Raw genomic sequence first — 21,177 nt, 5'->3', positions numbered from 1 at the left:
TCTTCTCTAAGGATTCACAATGACGACTCACACTCACGCAGCAACAAACCCCTGGATCAGCCGCCGGGCACTGAGCTCCTGGCAGGGATTTGGGCTTCTCACCTGGAAGTCATTCCTGAAGCTAGTTCTCAATCCCGCTATGTTCGCCTTCGCGCTGATCCTTCCGATCTTCATGTACATGATGTTTGGAGCAGGACAGGAGTACTCGAAAGAGTGGGCGATCAATGCAAATATTGGCGCAACGGTCTTGGTGTCAATGACCCTGTACGGCGTAATGATCGCTGCCGCATCGGCTGCAACCGTTGTTGCCCTTGAGCGGACCTCTGGAATCTCCAGGCTCTTTGCGCTGTCCCCCGTGGGTTCGGGTGCCTTCATCTTTTCCCGCTTGATCGCAGCGATTTCCATGAGTGCGCTGGTTATTGTCATTACCTATACCTTCGGATATGCGACCGGAGCACGAATGAGACCCGAGGCCTGGGTTGAAAGTGGGCTCATCACCTTGGCTGCGTCGGTGATTTCCGCGGCCCTTGGTCTGGCGCTGGCCTTCCTCATGCGCTCAGATACCGCCTTTGCGGTCATTAATGGTGTCGTTGTCCTGGGTGCTTTCCTTGCGGGAATGTTCATTCCGATCAATTCCATGGGGTCGATTTTTAAGACGCTCGCGCCCTATAGCCCCTTCTATGGACTCTTCAACCTCTCGCAGCTGCCCCTCTACGGTTTCGATAATTTCGAATGGAAGTGGGTGATTTCCACGGTCGCGTGGCTTATTCCCATGGCACTGCTTGCGATCTGGGCACAGCGCAGGGACACTGATCGCTAAGAAGTCCGCCGCAACCGGGCACACACTTACAGTACTTTCAAGGCAACTACTGGGGAAGGACAGGAATGAGCACCAACACTCAAGGGACCGGTGCCTCGTGGTCACAGCGTCACCCGCGTTTGTCCGCGGTGTTGTGGGCGCTGCCCTACCTGGCGTTCTTGGCCTTTCCCTTGGGGATGATTCCTAGCGTTGAATCCCCCGGGATGATCGCGCTGATCCTCACTCTGACCTTTGGGGTTGCCGCTGCTGATATCGCAATTTACATCGTCAATCCGACCCCTGAATGGGGAGCGCGCATCACCAAGAAAATGTGGATCTCGCACGGGATCCTGCTGGCTCTGGTGATTGCACTGGGACTCATCCTGGTTGTCGCCGGCGCATCGCGAGTAACCTCGGCCCTTTTCATCACCTACTCGATTGCAGGCTGGAACCTTCAGGCCCCCAGGAAATACGTGGTTCCCGGCCTCGTGGCACTTGTCGGCTGGGAAGTTATTGCCATCTTGTTGCCCATTGGCAGTATCGATACGCTGGCCTTGAGCTACGCGATCATCGCGTTGCTAATGGTTTTGGGATTAACCCTGGCCGTGCGCCGCAGTTTCGATAATCACCACTCGGAGCAACAACGCCAACGCCAAGCAATCAGCCTGGTTCGCGAGCGCGAACGCCTGCGTTTTGCCGGGGATCTTCACGATATTCTTGGACACTCGCTGACGGTCATCACCATGAAGAATGAGCTCGCACAGCGCTTGCTTTCCGTGGGAAAGATTGCCGAGGCCAGTGAGCAAATTGCGCAGACCCTGGAGTTATCCCGCCAAGCAAAAGAAGATTTGCGTGGGATTATCGCCGCTTCACGAAGCTTATCCGCCGAGGAAGAGGTCGAGTCGGCCCGTGAACTGTGCGAGCAAGTGGGGATTGAATTTATCGCTGACATTCAAGGCGAAATCCCACCCGGCCCCAGGGCAACTTTGGCTGCACATGTCATCCGAGAGGGGACTGCCAACGCGATTACCCACGCTCGTCCCTCCACAATCAGTGTCCGCCTGACCCCTGATGAGGTTCTGGTGGAAGACGACGGGTATTCACGCAGCTATTCGGAGGCCTCGGCAGGGGGAGGAGCCGGATTGGAAGGACTGCGTCAGCGTGCGGCCTCGGAAGGGGAGATGACGTGGGGGAGCCAGGGGAATACGTGGGCACTGCGCCTGACTTTCCGCGGGGAGTCCGCCTAAGCGGAAGATAGAATTGGCTGGTCAAGTACTGGCGCGTAAAAGGAATGCCAATGATTCACGTGATTGTGGCCGATGATCAGGCCTTGATTCGTGGTGCCTTGAGCGCGCTCATTGACTTGGAAGACGATATGCACGTCGTCGCTCAGGTCGCTCATGGTCGCGAGGCCATCGCCGCGGTCGAGGCCTATACCGCTGAGAATTCCCGTGGTGAAGAAGCTGTGAAAGCTGCGTCGACACTGGTCGTCATTATGGACGTTGAAATGCCCGTGATGGATGGAATCAGTGCAGCCGCGGCCTTGAAAGAGCGCGGGGCGAATGCGCGAGTCCTCATGGTGACGACCTTCGGACGTCCCGGGTACGTCCAGCGCGCATTGGATGCGGGAGCCGTTGGATTCATTGTTAAAGACGCGCCGGCCGAGCAGCTCCTAGAAGCAATTCGACGTACTTCCCAAGGACTGCGCACGGTCGATCCCGCGCTCGCGGTCGATGCGCTCACCAAAGGTCAAAGCCCGCTCAGCGCGCGCGAAGTTGAAGTTCTGCGCGCTTTTGAAAGCGGGGGGACCGTGGAGGATGTCGCCTCGGAGCTCATGTTGTCAGCGGGGACGGTGCGCAACTACGTGAGCTCAGCGATGGATAAGACCCACGCGCGAACGAGAGCTGAAGCACTCAAGGTAGCAACAGAAAACGGGTGGTTGTAAACTGGGATTCCATGGTGAACAGCTATGGACGTCGTCAAGAGACGCAGGAAAACGTTACTCGCCACATCTTTGTCACCGGAGGTGTGGTTTCTTCATTAGGTAAGGGTTTGACCGCTTCTTCGCTGGGGCGTCTGCTGCGTTCGCGCGGTTTGAGCGTTGCCATGCAAAAGCTTGACCCCTACATCAACGTCGATCCCGGGACGATGAACCCCTTCCAACACGGTGAGGTTTTCGTCACTGAAGATGGCGCAGAAACCGACCTCGATATCGGCCACTACGAGCGCTTCTTGGACGTGAACCTCTCCGGCGCGGCGAACGCGACGACCGGCCAGGTGTACTCCACCGTTATTGCAAAGGAACGCCGCGGCGAGTACCTGGGTGATACCGTCCAGGTCATCCCTCACATCACCGATGAAATCAAGCGCGTTATGCGCGCCCAGGCTGTGCCCGATGCTCAGGGCAATGCCCCCGATGTCATCATCACGGAAATTGGCGGAACCGTCGGTGATATCGAGTCCCAGCCCTTCTTGGAGGCCGCGCGTCAGGTGCGCGCTGACCTGGGCCGAGACAATGTTGCCTTTGTGCACGTCGCACTGATCCCCTTCCTTCCCGCTGCTGGTGAACTCAAGACCAAGCCGACCCAGCACTCTGTGGCCGCGCTGCGTTCCATCGGTATTCAGCCCGATGCGCTGGTGCTGCGTACGGATCGCCCGCTGCCCGAGGGGATTAAGGGCAAGGTTGCGCTCATGTGCGATGTCGACCGGGATGCTGTCATCGAATGTAAGGATGCGGCCTCGATCTATGAGGTTCCCCCGACACTGCATCGCGAAGGCTTGGATGCCTTCCTTGTTCAGCGTCTGGGCCTGACTTTCCGCGACGTGGACTGGAGTGAGTGGAACGAGCTGCTTGAGCGCGTTGAATCGCCGAAGTACCGCGTTGAGGTTGCGTTGGTTGGTAAGTACATTGACCTGCACGACGCTTACCTTTCTGTTTCCGAGGCCGTGAAGCACGGTGGTTTTGCAAATAACGCTCGCGTTGACCTGCGTTGGGTTGCCTCCGACACCTGTGAAACCCCCGAGGGTGCGCAAAAGGCTCTGGGTGGCGTTGATGCGATCATCGTCCCCGGTGGTTTTGGTATCCGAGGCATCGAAGGCAAGTTGGGTGCGCTGCGTTGGGCACGCGAGCACAAGATCCCGACCTTGGGATTGTGCTTGGGCTTGCAGTGCATGGTGATCGAGGCCGCGCGTGACCTGCTGGGCCTGGCTGGAGCTTCGTCCACGGAAATGGACCCTGAGACGCCGGATCCGGTTGTTCACACCATGGATTCGCAGGTTGACATTGTTGAGGGTGATGGCGATTTGGGCGGAACCATGCGACTGGGTGCGTACCCCGCGGTCCTTCAGGAAGGTTCTATTGTTGCCGAGGCCTATGGGAAGACCCAGGTTTCGGAGCGCCATCGTCACCGTTTCGAGGTGAACAACGACTACCGCGATCAGCTGGAATCGGTTGGCCTGCACATCTCGGGTACATCACCCGATGGGAACTTGGTCGAGTTTGTTGAGCTGGATCGTTCCCTGCACCCCTACTACGTGGCAACTCAGGCGCACCCCGAGTTCAAGTCGCGTCCGACGAAGGCTCACCCGCTATTCGCGGGTCTGGTTCGCGCCGCACTCGCGCGTCACGCAGAGAACTACGCTGCACGCGGCGGGCGTAAGTAAGGACTGTTGAGGTTTGGGGTCGGTGAAATAACCGGCTCTATCACGCCGATCTCACGGGGTCTTGAGCTGTTATGACTCAGGGCCCCGTGGGCTTTTTCGGGGCCTACAAAGGAAAAACTGAAGGCCAAACACGGCTTCGCGCTACGACCGATCGGCTCCAATAACCGTATTTCCGGGCACGAAGATTGGATCAAGTAGGGTCAGTCCATGCACGGGGCGGTGGATCTTGGCCTCGAAATCTGACGATGTCGTCGACTCATGTCCCTCAGTATCTGCGTCCGCTTCCTTTCGAGGTTCCCCGTCGATTTGGGCAACCAGCATCTCAACCGCTCGCCTCAAAAGCTCATCCGGCCGGGTATCAAAATGGTCGACATCGAAAAGACAGTGGGCTCGCTCTGCATGCCATCCGCTGGCAACCAGTGAGACATCGCGTCCTGGTCTAATTCCCAGATCCATCAGCGCATTGCACCAGTCATCAGCGGAAATCGTCGGTCCAAGAATGTAGGAATCAACCCGTCCCTCGCCGGCAATTTGGCCGACCAAGTGGCGAATTGCCTGAATCCCAGTTCCGCAGGTGCGTGAGAGCAGAGGAATCCCAAGCTCACCAGCAGTATCCACAACCGCTTGCTTAAACTGTGCGACGAAATTCAAGGACTGCACATCTGTGCTGGCCGAGTGTACGAAGGCAACATTGCGTGCCCCCGCATCACGAATGCGGTGCACGGCCTGGGTGCCGGCCTCGTAATAGTCCACGTCAATGGACTGGATCGGCGACTTAAAGGGCCCGGGCCCGGGAGTGCCAATGAAAACCGTGGGGATCTTGCCCTCGGCCACGACCTCCAAGCGGGGATCATTGAAGCGGACTTCCATGATAAACAGGCCATCGCACAGCGCGGTCGTCATGACGCGGCGTAGCCCAGCCGCACCCTCGTTCGCGGTGATCAAAAGCAGATCAAAATCATGTTCACGCAAGAGCTGTGCCAGTGAGATCAGCATGTAGTGCTGGTCCGCCCCATCCGCACCCTCGTGGTAGGGGATGACAACTCCAAGCACGCGCGACTTGCGTGAGCGCAGCGAACGAGCACCCGCATGAGGCTGGTAGCCCAGTTCTTTCATTGCAATTTGGACACGTTTTTCCGTCTCCGGAGACACCGTCCGTCTGCCGCTCATGACGTAGGAGACCGTGGTTTGTGAGACTCCCGCCAGTTTTGCGACATCTCTACTGGTTGGCTGTCGTGCCATCAGTTCCTCCTGCTCTCTTGACAGGAACGCTTTTACTACTTATCTTGAGTTTCACATCACACGCGAGCAGCGATGCTCGCAAAAAATTTTTACATAACGAATACGTATGCGTAATGGATATTACCAGAAAATCTCCTGCATAGAAGCATGGAGCGAATACGTATTCGTACTCTTCGCTAAGGAGTCGTAGGTGTACACGAAAAAGGAGTACCCGGGCGCAGTCGAACTCTCCTATGCGCACGAGTTCATCCGCATTGAGGCCTGGGGTCGCAATGCACTTCGCGTGCGTATAGGCCCCAATGCGAACTTCCCCCAGGGACTGGGCGCGCTCGAGGCCGCACCCCTTAGTGGCCTCGGCGCGACCTCTGGAGCATCCGCGGACCCGCTCACCCAGGCTTCGATGCTGGCAGAGCCTGCCGGGAGTAGCGAACCCTGCTCTGTCACCGAAATCCCCGGCTACGATCGCCCCGAAGAAGTCTTCACCAACGGGCGCATCAGCGTCGTCGCCAACCTTGATGGTGGGACGGGAATTTCCCGATTCCTCCTGGATTTCCACAAGGATGGCGGATCCATCCTGCGCGAAGCCCCTGAGCACTTCTGGTGGCCAGGAGCCCACGGAATCTACCCGGGTTTCGGAGGACACGAAGTGCACCAATGCTTTGCCTCGGACCCCGCCGAGCGCTTCTTCGGAATGGGCCAGCATTCCTACAATTTCCTTGACCACAAGGGCGTCGTCTCTGATCTGATTCAACGAAACGGTGAAGTCTCCATCCCCTTCGTCCTCTCAGACAGGGGCTACGGATTCCTGTGGAACAACCCCAGTGTTGGCCGCGTGGAATTTGCCAAAGAAGCCACCCGCTGGGTCGCGCAGGCAAGCGAATGGATCGACTACTGGGTGTGCGTAGGAGACACTCCCAAGGAAATCCTCCAGTCCTATGCCGACGCTGTGGGCCACGCACCCCGAATTCCTCAGTGGGCACTGGGCTTGTGGCAATCCAAACTGCGCTACACCAGCCAAAACGAACTTATGGAAGTTGCCCGCGAATACCACCGCCGAGGCCTTCCCCTCTCTGTCATCGTTACCGACTTCATCCACTGGCCGGCTATGGGGGAGTGGCGCTTTGACCCAAGCGAATACCCCGACCCCGAAGCGATGATGGCCGAACTGGACGAAATGGGCACCAAACTCATGGTCTCCGTGTGGCCCACGGTCTCACCCCTTGCCGAAACAGATGCGGAAATCCGCGCAAAAGGTTTATTGGTCGGCACCGAAGCCGGAGTTGAATACCACCAAACCTTCCGTGATAAGGGAATGGATCGCCCGCTTCCCGTCGCCTTCTATGACCCCACGAATCCGACGGCGCGCGACTATGTGTGGAACAAGCTCAAGAACAACTACTTCGATCTGGGTGTGCGCGTGTTCTGGCTGGATGCCTGCGAGCCTGAACTCAATCCCGGTCACCCCTCTAACCTGCGTTTTTATGCGGGAAAGGGCCTGAATGTCTCGAACCTTTACCCACGCGAGAATGCTCGCATGATCTGGGAAGGTATGCGTGAAGAGGGCGAAGACGAATTCCTGACCCTGTGCCGCAGCGCCTGGGCAGGCCAGGCAAAATACAGCGCCGCCGTGTGGAGCGGAGATATCGGCCCCACGTGGGAGGCCCTCTACACGCAGGTGCGAGCCGGGCAATCCATTGGAATCGCAGGAATTCCCTGGTGGACCAGTGATATCGGTGGCTTCCACGGAGGCGACGCTAGCGACCCCGCATACCAAGAACTCTTTGCCCGCTGGTTCGAATTCGGAACCTTCTGCCCGCTCATGCGCGTTCATGGACACCGCGAACCCCGCGAAGACGTGGCCTCGGAAAACCCCGGCGGCCCCAACGAAATCTGGTCCTACGGAGAGGAAGTCGCGGATATCTGCTCCCGCTACATCCTCCTACGCGACACCCTTCGCCCCTACCTCACTCGCGTGATGGACGAGGCCAGCGAGCGCGGAATCCCCGCTATGCGCGCCCTCTTCCTGGAATTCCCCGAGGACGAGCGCTGTTGGAGCTGGGACGGGGAGTTCTTCTTGGGTCCCGACCTCCTGGTTTCCCCGATTACCGAGGCAGGCTCCCGCACTGCCCGCGTCTACCTTCCGCGTGGTGCGCGGTGGCGCCAACTTCTCATCGCCCCAAGCCGCGGTGATGAGGCTCAAGAGGCTACGGCCTCGTACATGCTTGGTGAGACTTTCGAAGGCGGAAGTGAACTCACCATAGATGCACCACTGGAGTGCATCCCATTATTCATCCGTGAAAACACGGATCTAGATAGTTGGTTGACGGACAACTATCGACACTCAAAGGAGAGAAAGAATGGCACACGCATCTAAGCGCGCAATGCGCGGGATTGCCTTCTTCGGTGCCGGCGTAATGACACTGGGATTGGCAGCATGCTCCGGGACGAAGACGGATTCGGCCGACTCCGGCAGCGCATCCGGCGGTCAAGTAACCGTTGAGATGTGGGACTACCTGAGCGGTGAAACCGCCAATGACTCGATCAATGCAGCGATCGCTGAGTTCGAGAAGGCCAACCCCGACATCAAGGTCAAGCGCACCACCTTTGCGTTTGCAGACCTGTCCAAGTCCATCCTTCAGGGCTCGGTCGGCGGTCAGGTTCCCGATGTCGCAGTCGTCGACGTTGTCGACAACCAGAACTTCGCATCCCTGGGAATGCTCAAGGATCTGAGCAACGACGGAATCAACAAGTCTGACTTCTTCGATGGCCCCTGGTCCTCGGTCGTCTACGAGGGTAAGACCTACGGTATTCCGCTGAACTCCAACAACCTGGCTCTGTACTACAACAAGCAGATGCTCAAGGACGCGGGCGTTGAGGTTCCGACCGACTGGGCATCCCTCAAGGACGTCGCAAAGAAGACCACCAAGGGTGACGTGAAGGGCATCGCGATCTCGGCCGTGAAGTCCGAGTCCGCTACCTTCCAGATTCTGCCCTTTGTGTGGCAGACCGGCGGTGACCTGAACGATTACGCCACCTCTGGCGCAACCGCTCTGGCCTACCTGCGTGGCCTGATCGACGACGGTTCCATGTCCGAGGCCGTTTCGAACTACACCCAGGAAGACGCACGTACCCAGTTCATCACCGGCAAGTCCGCCATGATGATCAATGGCCCCTGGGAGCTGGCAACCCTGACCAAGGACGCCCAGTTTGACTGGGATGTTGCTCCTCTGCCCAAGGACAAGCGTGCAGCAACCTCGATGGGTGGCGAAAACGTTGTCGTCATGAACGGTGCCAAGCAGTCTGATGCAGCAGTCAAGCTCGCCAAGTTCCTAACCAGCGCAGAAGGCGCCAAGATCTACTGCGATGGCTCCGGCCAGCTGTCCTCTCGCCCCGACCTCCAGGGCAAGCTCAAGCTCTCGAACGATGCAAAGCTCAAGGTCTTCGAAGGCCAGCTTGCTGACGCACACGCACGTGCATACGGCAAGGATTACCCGAAGATTTCTGAGGCCATCCAGCTGTCCATGCAGGAAGCTCTGACGGGCGCATCGACCCCCGAGGCCGCAGCAAAGAAGGCCGCGGACTCAATCAACCCCTTGCTGCCCAAGAACTGAGTAGCGCAAGAAACCGGTTTGCTTGGGGGCGATCGCCCCTAGGTAACCAACACACACATAAAGTTCCCCGCGCGAGTGGGAACGCAACGATGAGCAACGGCTTGAAGCCGCAGCGAATCTCCCGCTCGCGTGGGGAAACATCCCTGTTTTGGTGCTGGCAGGCCACTGAGCCTGCCAGGCCGCAACAGTATTCCCACACAAACCTCGGATCTGTGAGTGAATTTCGATGGCGCGAACGAAAACAGCGGGCCACGACGACGGATCACGTTCTTTGGCGCGAACACGGCGCCTAGGACTGCTTCTGGCGTTACCCGCACTGATTTACATAACGATTTTTCTTGTTGTCCCACTGATCTATAACATCTGGCTGTCCATCTCTGACGCGAACGGCGCAAACCTTATTTCGGGTGACTATCACCCCACGGGCCTGGCGAACTATGAAGCGATGGTCAAGAGCCCAGGCTTCTGGAATGGCGTGAAGCTCTCCATCATCTGGACAGTTGCCTCACTTGCCCTGCAATTCCTTGTTGGTTACGCGCTGGCCTTGTTCTTCCGCAAACCTTTCCCGGGTAACGGCATCATTCGCGCGCTCCTATTGGTCGCCTGGATCCTTCCCGCTGTTGTCACGGGCACGATCTTCCGTTGGATGTTCGACTCTGACTTCGGCGTGATCAACTACTTCTTGATGAGCCTGCACATTATTGATCACCCGGTGATGTGGCTGACCGGTCCAACAACCGCAATGATTGCAATCGTCGTTGCGAACCTGTGGGTTGGTATGCCCTTCAATATGCTGCTGATCCTTTCAGGACTTCACACCATCGATGACGGCCTGTACGAGGCCGCAGAGGTCGACGGCGCTGGCCCAATTCGCACCTTCTTCTCCATCACCGAACCTCTCATGCGCCCCGTGGTGATTTCGCTGCTCTTGCTTGGCGTCATCAATACCTACAAGGTTTTCGACCTGATCTACACCATGACCAAGGGTGGTCCCGTCGAGGCGACCACAACCCTGCCGATCTTCACCTACCTACAAACTTTCAAGGTTTTCGACTTTGGTAACGGTGCGGCAGCTTCAATGCTGACCATGGTTTTGCCGCTGGCTCTGTCGTGGTTCTACGTTCGTTCGCTGGATAAGGAGGACCAGTGATGTCTGAAAAGACCGCTGAAGTTCAAGAAAAAGTCCAGACTGTGGCGGACGAAAGTTCACCTAAAGGCGAGGCGCTTTCCGCAGCCTCGGGAACAAAGGGCTTAGCGAAGACGAAGCGCGAAAAGCGCGAGGGGCGCGTCCGGATTGGGAAATCCGCATTCGCGTGGGTCATGGCAATTTTCTACCTGTTCCCCGTTTACTGGATGGTGTGTACGGCCTTCAAGACGCAGATGGAAACCTTTGCGCAGCCCCCGCATCTGATTCCGCAAAACCCAACCCTGGCCTCGTTTAGGGTCGCTTTCAGTGACAACTTCGGGATCTGGAAGGCGCTGGGAAATTCGGCAATCATCGCAGCCGGATGTTTGGTGCTGACGCTGCTCTTTGCAATTCCCGCGGCCTACGCAATTGCACGAATGAGAAGCACAATCACAACGGGCATGTTGATCTTGCTCAGTGTTGTCCAGCTGCTTCCTGCGATCGCAATCTCGATTCCGATGTTCGTTCTTTTCCGTCACGCTGGAATGGTTAACACCCTTCCCTCGATCATCTTGGCGGATGTGACGGGAACACTACCCTTTGCGATCATCATGCTGCGCCCCTTCTTCAAGCAGTTCCCCAAGGAAGTTGAAGAGGCCGCGCGACTTGATGGATTAGGCATCATTGGAACCATTGTCCGAGTCGTCATCCCGACGATCCGTCCCGGTGTCATTATGATCGGTTCCTTCTCCTTCTTGATGACATGGGGTGAATTTACCTTTGCCTTGACCTTGCTCACGAAGGCGGATCTGCAGCCTTTGACGGTTGCGTTGAACCGACTCATTGGTCAGTACGCAACGAACTGGAATGACCTGATGGCCGTCGCAACGGTTATTGCGATCCCCGTCTTGATCCTGTTCGTCGCCCTTCAGAAGTACATCGTTGCCGGCCTTGCCGGTGGCGCGACGAAGGGGTGAAATCCTGACCCAAAAAGTTGGATGGTGAGTTGCTTGGGGGCATCGGTGTGTGGGCCGGTGCCCCCAAGTTTGTGCCTGCGAGGCAGGAAGAGGGAGTTGTGCGGTCTGTACCGAGTCGTTCTTAGGAGCGGCGCTTGGATACGTAGCCCTGGAGCCCGATAACCGCTGCTCCCCTGCACCAGGTTTCATTCGCTGGCGAGGCCAATTCGATCTTGACCAGCGAGGCTCGTGGGTCGCGGGTTTCCGCTAAGCCCTGGCGCATCCATCGATTGCTCAGCGATGCCATGGCAACGCCTTCGCCGCCGATGATGACGACTTCTGGAGCTGTCAGATTAGCGATTGCGCCGATCAAACGTCCGAGCGCTAATCCGGACGCACGCAAGACGGCGGAAACAGCAGGATCTTCGGACTCTGCCAAAGAAATCACTTCATCCCAGGTGACTTCCCGTCCAAGTGCTTCAGAAATGGAGCGGGTGATCGCGGGGGTTGTCAGCATGGATTCTGCGCAGCCGCGATGCCCTTGCGAGCACAGTGGGCCTAGGGGATCCAGGGGCCAGTGCCCGACCAAACCGATGCCTGAATCCTGGTTTTCTAGCGGTCGCCCGTTTGCAACGCATCCATAACCGGTGCCGACGCCCAAAGTCAGGACCGCAAAATTCCGATGCTGTGCGCCCAGATCAAACCAGTGCTGCGCCTGTGTATAGGCCGTCAGATCATTTGCGACGAAAACAGGGATTTTGGTGTATTCGCGCAAAAGGCCGACAAGATCGACATCTTCCCATTCCAAGAAGGGCGCGGATCGGATGATGCCCTGATCTGTGACAACACCGCCGATGCCCACGCCAATCGCGTCGATGCGGAAAGTCTTTTCGGCCTGGCGTGCCAAGGAGGCAATGCCCTCACCAACGTCCTTGGGGGAGTGCGTGGGAAGAGGAAGCTGATCGTAGCTTAAGACCTGTGCCTTCAGGTTAATGACCGCAGCGGTGAGGCAGTCGTCGGCAACTTTGATTCCCAGGAAATGATGGCTATCGGGAACGACGGCTAGGGGGATCGAAGGGCGGCCGGATGTTCCCGTGCGGGTGGTCCGTACTTCGGTCAGGAGTCCTGAGGCGATCAGATCGGTGCTGATGCGGGTGAGCGTCGCGGGTGCCAGTGAAAGACGACGGGCTAATTCGGAGCGGCCGAGTGGTCCGTGAAGGAGGACTTCGAGTGCCACGCTCTGCGCAAGTTCATCCTGAGGCTGCCACCCCATCATGACCGCCTTTCTTTACCAAATTAAATAAATAGCAGAGTAATTAGACTATAGATCACACACTTGACGCAAGTATTTTTATTTGGTGAAATAACCTCCAGTGGCCAATGATGACCGCCTCACGAAAAGACACACAGCGACGAAGCAGAGAAGTCTAACGAAGGTGAGGGCTGGTGCAGTGAAAGGATTAAATCCCATGTTCGAACTTCTTCCAGTGTCCGCGGCCTTTGAGGTCAAAGACGATGTACGCATCGACATTGTTGCCGATTCACCCCTTCCTCCCGCCGCCACCTTGCGTCTGACCCACCTGGGAGCCCTCATTGCTGAGGCCGAACCTCCGCTGGGTGAATCGGTGTCCTTTGGCACTTTGGAAGAGGGTGGATACGGCGTTCTGATGTGCGATGGGAACGAGGTCCTTGCCTCCACCGCTCTTCAGGTTCTTGGCGATACTCGTCAGCGACTTCGCTACGGTTTCGTTGCAAGCTATGCCCCCGATAAGGATGTCGAGGCCGTCGCTCGCTTGGCGCGCAAGCTGCACCTCAACGGTATTCAGTTCTACGACTGGGCCTACCGCCACGCGGATCTTGTAGGTGGAGGAGAGACCTATCTCGATCCTCTTGACCAACCGATTTCACTGGAAACGGTTCGTCGCCTGATCCGTGCGCTGGCGCAGGCTGGATCTCGCTCATTCGGATACGCCGCTGTCTATGGCGTCGGAAATGAAGAGTGGGGCCAGTGGAAGGATGCTGCACTGATGCAATGTGATGGGACACCCTATGAGCTGGGTGGTTTCCTTCAGATTGTCGACCCGGCTGCTAGGGGATGGCTTGCACACTTCATCGGTGACCTTCAAAAATGCGTTGAGCAGGTGGGGTTCCAGGGATTCCACCTCGATCAATACGGATACCCAAAGTATGCAACTCGTGCCGACGGTGAATTTATCGACTTGTCGCAGAGCTTCACGCGCATGATCGGCGCTGCGCGCGATGGACTTCCAAACACTGTCCTTGTTTTCAACAATGTCAATGACTTCCCAACTTGGGCCACTGCTGGTACTCCCCAAGATACTGTGTACATCGAACCCTGGGCTCCCATTACAACGCTGGGTGCGCTCGCGGGTGTTGCGTCTCGGGCGAGAAGCGTTGCGCAAGGTAAGCCCGTGGTTCTTGCGGCGTATCAAAGCGTCTACTCCAAGGCCTCGGCAGAAGAATCGGAACAGGCGAACAAACTTACGATGGCAACGCTCTTCTCTCACGGGGCAACTCAGCTTCTGGCGGGAGAAGGTGGAAACGTCCTCGTCGACCCCTACTACGTCAATAACCACGAGGCCGCTGACAGCACCGTGGATATGCTCAAGCGCTGGTACGACTTCTTGGTTGAACACGATGAAATCCTGATGGATCCGCGAATTGCAGAAGTGACGGATTCATTTGCGGGCCCATTGAATGAGGATGTTGAGGTTGCCTACGACAATCTGAGCGTGACGGAGGATTCCAAGGAAGGGGCAGTGTGGAGGCGAGTGACGACGACACCCCACGGATTGGTTGTTCACCTCATCAACCTTGTCGGGCAAAAGGACACTCTGTGGGATGGGCCTAAGCGTTCAGGGATTCTTGTTGAAGGTGGACGACTGACATTGCGCTGCTGCGCGGGGCGTACTCCCCGCGTATTCGTGGCGGACCCAGACGGTAGTGGACACCTAGAAGAACTTCGTGTTCACTGTGAGGGAGCGCAGGCAAAGGTGGATCTTCCGCCGCTACAAGTTTGGCAGGTTCTTCGTGTTATTCTCTGAGGCTTCACTTCCCAAAACCAATGCCCTAAGCGAGCTTTCGGCTGATGAATGGTGGAAGAGTGCGGTTGTCTATCAGATTTATCCGCGCTCATTCCAAGACTCCAATGGTGATGGTGTTGGGGACCTTCAGGGAATCCGCTCTCGACTGGGCTATCTGAAAGAGCTGGGAGTTGATGTCCTGTGGCTTTCACCGATCTATCGATCGCCACAGGCCGATAACGGTTACGACATCAGCGATTACCAGGATATTGATCCGGTTTTCGGAACCATGGAGGACTTCGACCAGCTCATTGCCGATGTTCACTCTCTGGGTATGAAGCTGGTTATGGACTTGGTCGTCAACCACACCTCGGATGAACACCCCTGGTTCCTTGAATCGCGCTCATCACTGGATAATCCCAAACGCGATTGGTACTACTGGCGCGATCCGCGGCCAGGTTTTGAAGGCGGAACTCCCGGAGCGGAACCAACGAATTGGGAGTCTTTCTTTTCCGGTCCGGTGTGGAAGTATGACCCGGCGACAGGGCAGTACTACCTGCATCTATTTGCGGAGCAGCAACCCGACCTGAACTGGGAGAACCCAGAAGTTCGTCAGGCCGTCTACGAAATGATGCGCTGGTGGCTTGACCGAGGCGTCGACGGCTTCCGAATGGATGTCATCAACCTGATTTCTAAGGTTCCCGGCCTTCCCGATGGCATCTGTCATCCCGGTCAGGATCTTGCCGACGGAAGCCCCTTCTACATGGAGGGGCCGCGCCTGCACGAATTTCTCCAGGAAATGCACGGAGAGGTTTTCGAAGGCCGCGGAGCGATCTTCACCGTCGGGGAAACCCCCGGAGTGCTCCTTGAAAATGCGCCTCTCTATTCCGATCCTGCGCGCCACGAAGTGAATATGATCTTCCAATTCGAGCACGTTGGCTTGGGCCTGCCTGAAGGAAAATTTGGCCGACGCACACTGGAAGCTGGAGACCTTGCGGATTCGCTTACGCGTTGGCAATATGGCCTCGCCGAGCGGGGATGGAACAGCCTCTACCTGTGCAACCATGATCAACCGCGTACGGTCAGCCGTTTCGGCGATGAAAAGTACTGGTGTGACAGCGCGACTGCGCTTGCGACGATTCTTCACCTCCTGCGCGGAACCCCCTATATCTACCAGGGTGAAGAACTGGGTATGACAAACACGGTCTTCGCGGGGATTGAGGACTTTGAGGATATCGAGTCCACCAACTACTACCGTGTGGCCACTAAACACGGAGACGATCTCGAGCGTGTCCTTGATGGTTTGCGTGCCATGGGCCGCGACAACGCGCGAACTCCCGTCCAGTGGGATGGCTCTGCGCACGCTGGTTTCACTACGGGCACGCCGTGGATTGCGGTCAATCCGAATTACCCGGTGATTAATGCTTCCGAGCAAGTGGGTGATCCGACCTCGGTCTTTGCCTACTTCAAGGCTCTGATTGAATTGCGTCACCGCTTGGCAGTAGTTGCCAACGGAAGTTTTGAGCGCATCGATGCGGGAAGCCGTGAAATCTTCGCTTTCCGCCGTACCTTGGATGAGCACCAGCTGGTAGTTATTGCAAATCTTTCCTCGAAAGATCTGGCTCCGGTCCTTCCTTCAGAAATTTCCGAGGCCGCACCGGAGTTTGTTCCAGTTCTGACTAATGCGAATGTGTGGGAAGAGATGGGTGCGCCGCTTGCTCCGTGGAGGGCGCGGGTTTTTCTTCGATAATTATCGTGTCAACCCCTGAGACCACCCATGTTTGAATTCGCTGGAAATTCACGATTTTTCAATTCAAGGTCACATTGTCAGCTCGAATGGAAGCACCTGCCTGATGGACAATTTCAGAATGTTCAGACTGGGAAATGTCTGACAGTTCGCGAGGACTCTTCAGAGAATGGGACTGTCCTTCATATCTGGGATTGCCACCCAGGGCAGACTGAAAAATGGAGCTTTGGGCGCTAGTTGCTCATAGTTTCGCAATCAGGTTGTGGCCCCATCTTCTAGGAGGGAGAGATGGGGCCACAGCCCTATTATCAGGTATTTTTTAGGTTAATCGAAGGTTATCTTAGGGTTTGGAATTGATGCGTGCAGAGTCACAGTGCTGAACTTTGCGCTGGATGCGCTGTGCGCGGTAACCTATTGACAATTTGGCCTAGATCCAATCCTGCTCATCACGCCATTACCCAGTCTGCAAATACATGAAAACCGGGTGTGCCTAGGTGACAGAGGTGACGGACCAAACAAGACAGATAACGAACGACGCGCTACGAAACCTCAGAACCTGGAAGGATAACCGATGAGCACAATTGCACCTGAACGACACAAAGAGGACGTCATCCGACACGATGATGATTTCTCTTTTGAAGCAGTTCCTTCAAAGAACCGACGGTCATTTTGGGCCGTCGGTTTTGTTATGCTCGGCTTCACCTTCTTCTCGGCTTCGATGAGCGTGGGTGCCAAGCTTGGTAACGGCCTGAACTTCAGCCAATATGTGTGGGCAGTCATCGTCGGTGGCGCAATCCTTGCGGTCTACACGGGTGCGCTGGGCTACATCGGCGCAAAGACCGGTCTGAGCTTCGACCTCATGTCCCGTCGTACCTTCGGCCGCATCGGTTCCTTCCTGCCCTCAGCGCTGATCTCCTTCACTCAGATGGGATGGTTTGGCGTGGGCGTCGCAATGTTCGCAATCCCCACCGCCGAGACCCTGCACATCAACGCGTGGCCCGTCGTCATCATTGCGGGCGGCCTGATGACCGCCTCGGCCTACTTCGGAATCAAGGCCATTGAGATCGTCTCCTTCGTCTCAGTACCTCTGATCGCAATCCTCGGAAGCTACTCCATGATCAGTGCGGTCAACGCAGGCGGCGGTATTGCCGCAGTCTTCGGCCAAAACCAAGGCATGACCACCGTTGCAGCCATCGGCCTCGTGATCGGAAGCTTCGTCTCCGGCGGTAGCGCAACCCCCAACTTCACTCGCTTCGCGAGGTCCGCGACCTCGGCAGTGATTACCACTGTGATCGCCTTCTTCATCGGTAACACCCTGATGTTCTCCTTCGGAGCGGTCGGTGGAGCCTTCACCGGTAAGGACGACATCTTCTACGTAATGATCGCTCAGGGCCTGCTGATTCCTGCGCTGATCGTCTTGGGTGCAAACATCTGGACGACAAACAACAACGCCCTGTACACCACCGGCCTGGGCTACGCGAACATCACCGGAATCAACAAGAAGCCTCTGGTTTTGGTCGCAGGCATCATCGGAACCCTTGGAGCCCTGTGGCTCTACGACAACTTTGTCGGCTGGCTCAGCTTGCTCAATGCCACCCTGCCCCCCATCGGTGCAGTTCTGGTTGCCGATTACTTTGCACGTCGCCGCAGCTACATGGATATGGGATCAGATGACCCCGAGGTCAAATGGGCACCGATCGTCGCACTGGTCGCAGGCGCACTGACCGGCTGGCTGACCCCCGGCTTCGGAATCGTCTCGATCAACGCCATGGTCGTCGCCATCCTCGTCTACTTCGTCGGAAGCGCAATCGAGAAGGGAATCCGTCGATGAGCGCGCAAACTGAAGGAAACAACATGCCTCACACCCAGGCCTCGGCAATGGGAGAAAAAGGCGCGAATCTTCTCATCACGGGCGTCCGTATTGAAGACGGCCCCGCCGGAGTCGACATTCGCATCACGGACGGAAAGTTCGCGGAAATTGGTGCGGGACTGGCGCCTCGTGAAGGCGAAGAGGTCCGCGACTACACGGGCAAGCTGGTTCTACCTCCCTATATCGAGTCGCACGTGCACCTAGACACGGCGCTCACCTCGGGACAGCCGCGCTACAACGAAAGCGGAACCCTCTTCGAGGGCATCGAGGTGTGGAGTGAGCGCAAGCAGACCCTGACCTACGAGGACGTCAAGGACCGTGCGGGCCGGGCGCTTCGTCAGCAGGCACAGTTCGGAATTCAGTACGTGCGTTCGCACGTCGACGTTACTGACCCGGACCTGACAGCCCTTCGCGCGCTCATTGACCTGCGTGAGGAACTCAAGGACTCCATGACCCTGCAGTTGGTCGCCTTCCCGCAGGAAGGCATCGAGTCCTTCCCGAACGGACGCGACCTCATGCGTCGCGCGGCTGAAATGGGCGTCGATGCAATCGGGGCCATCCCGCACTTTGAGTTCACCCGCGAGTACTCCGTGTCCTCGCTGAACTTTGCAGTCGAGCTTGCCCAGGAATACGGACTGCTCATGGACGTGCACTGCGACGAAATTGACGACGAGGCTTCGCGCGGGCTGGAAACCCTGGCCACGCGCGCGCTCGAGGCCGGGATTGGTCCGCGAGTCACCGCCTCGCACACGACCGCGATGCACTCGTATAACAACGCCTACTTCCTGCGCCTGGTGCGCCTGCTCAAGATGAGCGGCATTAACTTCGTGTCGAATCCGCTGGTCAATACGCACCTGCAGGGGCGCGTCGATACCTACCCGAAGCGACGAGGCGTCACCCGCGTGAAGGAACTGACCGAGGCAGGAATCAACGTCTCCTTCGGCCAGGATGATATTGAGGACCCGTGGAACCCCATGGGTACCGGAAACTTGCGAGATGTCGTGCTCAACGGCCTGTACGTCACCCAGATGATGGCGCGCAGTGAGATCACCGGGTCCTACAACTTCATCACTCACAATGCAGCGCGCACGCTCAACCTCTCCGATTACGGCATTGAGGTTGGAAACACGGCGAACTTCATTGTGTTGGATGCCGAGGATTGGTTCCACGCGCTGAGCTTTGGTTCTCCCGTTCTGGCAAACTTCCGCGCTGGTCGGGTTTTGACCGAGTCCGAGGCCGTGGTGCGCACGGTGAATTTCTGAGGCCTGCATAAAAGTCCCGGGGTCAGGTGCGGGCGGGGTCTGTGTGCGGGAGCTTCCCCGACGATAGGGGAGAGCTAGGTTTTACTGTGCGGGCTCACTGAAGCGGGTGTACTCCTGCTTCTCTTCGTCCCAGGACTCCGGGTCGTACAGCACGGCACCGAGAGGCAGAACGAACGTTCTATTAAGAAGCTGCGCCTCGCCGTAGCTGAAACCGTGCGGACTCTCCGGGCGCGCCTCGAACAGGTAATCCTGCGGATCCGCCTGCGCAGAGAACCGTGCCCTCTGCATCCGTCTTTCCAAAGCCTCAAAGGACGGCTCAACGTATGCGAAGCTAGTCTGCCTGAAATCTGCCCGCTGACCGAACGTCGCACCCGGGAAGTAGGCTCCCTCAAAGCTCGTCCCGTTGAAGCTCACCGCCCGCGCGAACGTCACCATGCCGAAGCCGACATGCGCCGTGAACGTCGCCTTGCTAAAGTCGGCATCTTGCGCGAAGGTGACCTTATCGAAGTACGCGTACTGCGGGAAGTCCATATCTTCATATGACGTTCTCGGAAGCGCAATAAACGACGCCCGGCTGAACGTGGCGTCGCCGTCGAACCGCGCCCCATCAAAATCCGCGAACTGCGTGAAGGACGCTCCGCTAAAGTCCGCCGCGCTCGCAAAGCGTACATTGCTGAACATCGCGGACTGCTTGGTGGCTATACCGGCAAAGCGCGCGGCCCCGCCGAACAGCGACTTGGAGAACACCGCCGGGCGGTTGAAGACCGATGCTGCGAAGTGTGCTTCATCGTGGAACGTGGAGGCGGTGAATAGTGCCTCTCCGCCGAAGGTGATCGCCGTGAAGCTGGCTATGCCCGCGGTGTTCAAGCGTGAGAAGTCGGCGTCGGCCTCGAAGGAAGCTACCCCAAAGTCGGCCGCAGCTGAAAAGACCACGTCTGAGAAGTCAACCTCGCCGGTGAAGGTTACGGTTGCGAAGCTTGCCGCGCCCGCGAAGTGCGCGGCGCTGAACCCCACCCAGTCGTTGAAGTTCGCGCCGTGGAAGGATGCGTCAGCGGTGAACTGTGCCGCGGAGAAGCTGGTGTCACCGTGGAAGGTTGCGTTGAAGAAATCTGCCGGGCCGTAGAAGGTTGCGGAGGCGAAATCGGCGTTCTGAAAGTACAGCTGCCCCAGCGGGTAGAAGATGGGCGCGCCGCCAAAGTCGAAGCGCAGGTCAGCCCACATGGGCGATATTGGCGGCACCGCGTGCTGGTCTTCTGCTTTGTCTTTTTCGGGGCTCTCGGCGACTGCGGCGAGGCGGCGGCTGAACTCCATGAAGACCGTGCGGCGCACCAGCTGTTCTTCGCGGAGTGCCTCCTGATCGCGCGTAAAGTCGCCTTCGTACCCTTCGGGTGCCTCGTCTGCTTCTAGGACCTGCCGTTTTTGCGCGAGGGGGTAGGGCGTGCGGATGCACCCGGTCAGCTCGTCGATAATGGCTTGGGCTTCTTCGCGGCGTACCTGCTCGGGGAGAGAGGTGTCGGCGAGCCATTCGTCTGCGAGGTTTACGAGCGTGTATGCCCCGCTGAGGCGTACGGCGGGCTGCCCGTCGAGGAATTGTTCGAGGGCGTGCGTGTAGCGTTCGTGCCGCCCGGCCTGCTGGTTGTGCGCTGGGGTGTTTTTGCGTTGCCGTAGCGCAGTTAAGAGTTTGTTGAGGTTCATGATGGGGCGCCCTTCCTGCTCCGGTGCTGGCTTATATCCAGCATAGGGGAGGACCCCAACCTTTCGCGCTCGCGCTGGTTAAAAGAAGAAGCCCCGTCTGCACGATGAACTGCGCCCCGAAACTTGGACGCGTTTAATGGCAGCCGTTATGCGGCTACCCGT

Annotated in this window: 16 protein-coding genes; 13 read left to right on the top strand and 3 right to left on the bottom strand. The window is 57.5% G+C overall.

Features of this window, described 5'->3' with window-relative positions; all coding sequences use genetic code 11:
- Window positions 1-19 precede the first annotated feature (19 nt).
- From QZR18_RS05365 to QZR18_RS05350, 4 genes are all read left to right on the top strand, one after another.
- Window positions 20-820: an ABC transporter permease gene (locus QZR18_RS05365; protein ID WP_178704443.1), complete on the top strand. Its 801-nt coding sequence runs from the start codon at window positions 20-22 to the stop codon at window positions 818-820.
- A gap of 65 nt (window positions 821-885) precedes the next feature.
- Window positions 886-2,046, top strand: a complete 1,161-nt coding sequence (locus QZR18_RS05360) for a sensor histidine kinase (protein WP_178704446.1) — start codon at window positions 886-888, stop codon at window positions 2,044-2,046.
- 50 nt (window positions 2,047-2,096) lie between these two features.
- Window positions 2,097-2,744 carry a DNA-binding response regulator gene (locus QZR18_RS05355; RefSeq protein WP_178704449.1) on the top strand — a complete coding sequence of 216 codons (648 nt, stop codon included), beginning with the start codon at window positions 2,097-2,099 and terminating at the stop codon, window positions 2,742-2,744.
- Window positions 2,745-2,755: 11 nt separating this feature from the next.
- Window positions 2,756-4,462 (top strand): CTP synthase, encoded by a 1,707-nt coding sequence (locus tag QZR18_RS05350; RefSeq protein ID WP_178704452.1) that lies wholly within the window; start codon window positions 2,756-2,758, stop codon window positions 4,460-4,462.
- A gap of 141 nt (window positions 4,463-4,603) precedes the next feature.
- Here the strand turns inward: QZR18_RS05350 and QZR18_RS05345 are convergent, their stop codons facing one another.
- Window positions 4,604-5,704: a LacI family DNA-binding transcriptional regulator gene (locus QZR18_RS05345; protein WP_178704455.1), complete on the bottom strand. Its 1,101-nt coding sequence runs from the start codon at window positions 5,702-5,704 to the stop codon at window positions 4,604-4,606.
- A gap of 190 nt (window positions 5,705-5,894) precedes the next feature.
- Here QZR18_RS05345 and QZR18_RS05340 point away from each other — a divergent pair, with 190 nt between their 5' ends.
- The 4 genes from QZR18_RS05340 (at window position 5,895) to QZR18_RS05325 (ending at window position 11,418) form a co-directional block, all read left to right on the top strand.
- Window positions 5,895-8,078: a TIM-barrel domain-containing protein gene (locus QZR18_RS05340; RefSeq protein ID WP_178704458.1), complete on the top strand. Its 2,184-nt coding sequence runs from the start codon at window positions 5,895-5,897 to the stop codon at window positions 8,076-8,078.
- The gene (locus tag QZR18_RS05335; protein ID WP_178704461.1) at window positions 8,062-9,315 is read left to right on the top strand and encodes a sugar ABC transporter substrate-binding protein; all 1,254 of its coding nucleotides are present in this window, start codon (window positions 8,062-8,064) and stop codon (window positions 9,313-9,315) included. The genes QZR18_RS05340 and QZR18_RS05335 overlap by 17 nt, the downstream gene beginning before the upstream one ends.
- A 226-nt stretch (window positions 9,316-9,541) precedes the next feature.
- Complete coding sequence (locus tag QZR18_RS05330) at window positions 9,542-10,465, top strand: carbohydrate ABC transporter permease (RefSeq protein WP_178704464.1); 924 nt, start codon at window positions 9,542-9,544, stop codon at window positions 10,463-10,465.
- Complete coding sequence (locus tag QZR18_RS05325; RefSeq protein WP_178704466.1) at window positions 10,465-11,418, top strand: carbohydrate ABC transporter permease; 954 nt, start codon at window positions 10,465-10,467, stop codon at window positions 11,416-11,418. Before QZR18_RS05330 ends, QZR18_RS05325 begins: the two co-directional genes overlap by 1 nt.
- A gap of 121 nt (window positions 11,419-11,539) precedes the next feature.
- Here QZR18_RS05325 and QZR18_RS05320 read toward each other — a convergent pair whose 3' ends face one another.
- Window positions 11,540-12,670, bottom strand: coding sequence for an ROK family transcriptional regulator (locus tag QZR18_RS05320; RefSeq protein WP_295910589.1), 1,131 nt, complete (start codon window positions 12,668-12,670; stop codon window positions 11,540-11,542).
- A 196-nt stretch (window positions 12,671-12,866) separates the two neighbouring features.
- On the opposite strand from QZR18_RS05320, the gene QZR18_RS05315 reads away from it, so the two are divergent.
- From QZR18_RS05315 to codA, 5 genes are all read left to right on the top strand, one after another.
- Window positions 12,867-14,462: a glycoside hydrolase family 66 protein gene (locus tag QZR18_RS05315; protein ID WP_178704472.1), complete on the top strand. Its 1,596-nt coding sequence runs from the start codon at window positions 12,867-12,869 to the stop codon at window positions 14,460-14,462.
- A complete protein-coding gene (locus tag QZR18_RS05310) occupies window positions 14,449-16,191 on the top strand; it encodes an alpha-glucosidase (RefSeq protein WP_178704475.1) in 1,743 nt (580 codons plus the stop codon). Before QZR18_RS05315 ends, QZR18_RS05310 begins: the two co-directional genes overlap by 14 nt.
- Before the next feature lie 27 nt (window positions 16,192-16,218).
- The gene (locus QZR18_RS08300; protein ID WP_178704478.1) at window positions 16,219-16,425 is read left to right on the top strand and encodes a ricin-type beta-trefoil lectin domain protein; all 207 of its coding nucleotides are present in this window, start codon (window positions 16,219-16,221) and stop codon (window positions 16,423-16,425) included.
- 334 nt (window positions 16,426-16,759) lie between these two features.
- Entirely contained in the window at window positions 16,760-18,019 is a 1,260-nt protein-coding gene (codB, locus tag QZR18_RS05305) for a cytosine permease (protein WP_178704481.1), read from the top strand.
- 23 nt (window positions 18,020-18,042) lie between these two features.
- Window positions 18,043-19,320: a cytosine deaminase gene (gene codA / locus QZR18_RS05300; RefSeq protein ID WP_295910585.1), complete on the top strand. Its 1,278-nt coding sequence runs from the start codon at window positions 18,043-18,045 to the stop codon at window positions 19,318-19,320.
- An 81-nt stretch (window positions 19,321-19,401) separates the two neighbouring features.
- On the opposite strand, the gene QZR18_RS05295 is transcribed toward codA, so the two are convergent.
- Entirely contained in the window at window positions 19,402-21,015 is a 1,614-nt protein-coding gene (locus QZR18_RS05295; RefSeq protein WP_178704484.1) for a pentapeptide repeat-containing protein, read from the bottom strand.
- Window positions 21,016-21,177: the final 162 nt, after the last annotated feature.

It is taken from the genome of uncultured Actinomyces sp. (genome assembly GCA_900541895.1).
In the GTDB taxonomy this organism is placed as follows: Bacteria; Actinomycetota; Actinomycetes; order Actinomycetales; family Actinomycetaceae; genus Pauljensenia.
The sequence above is the reverse complement of the archived record's forward strand: the minus strand, read 5'-3'. Positions and strand labels throughout refer to the sequence as shown.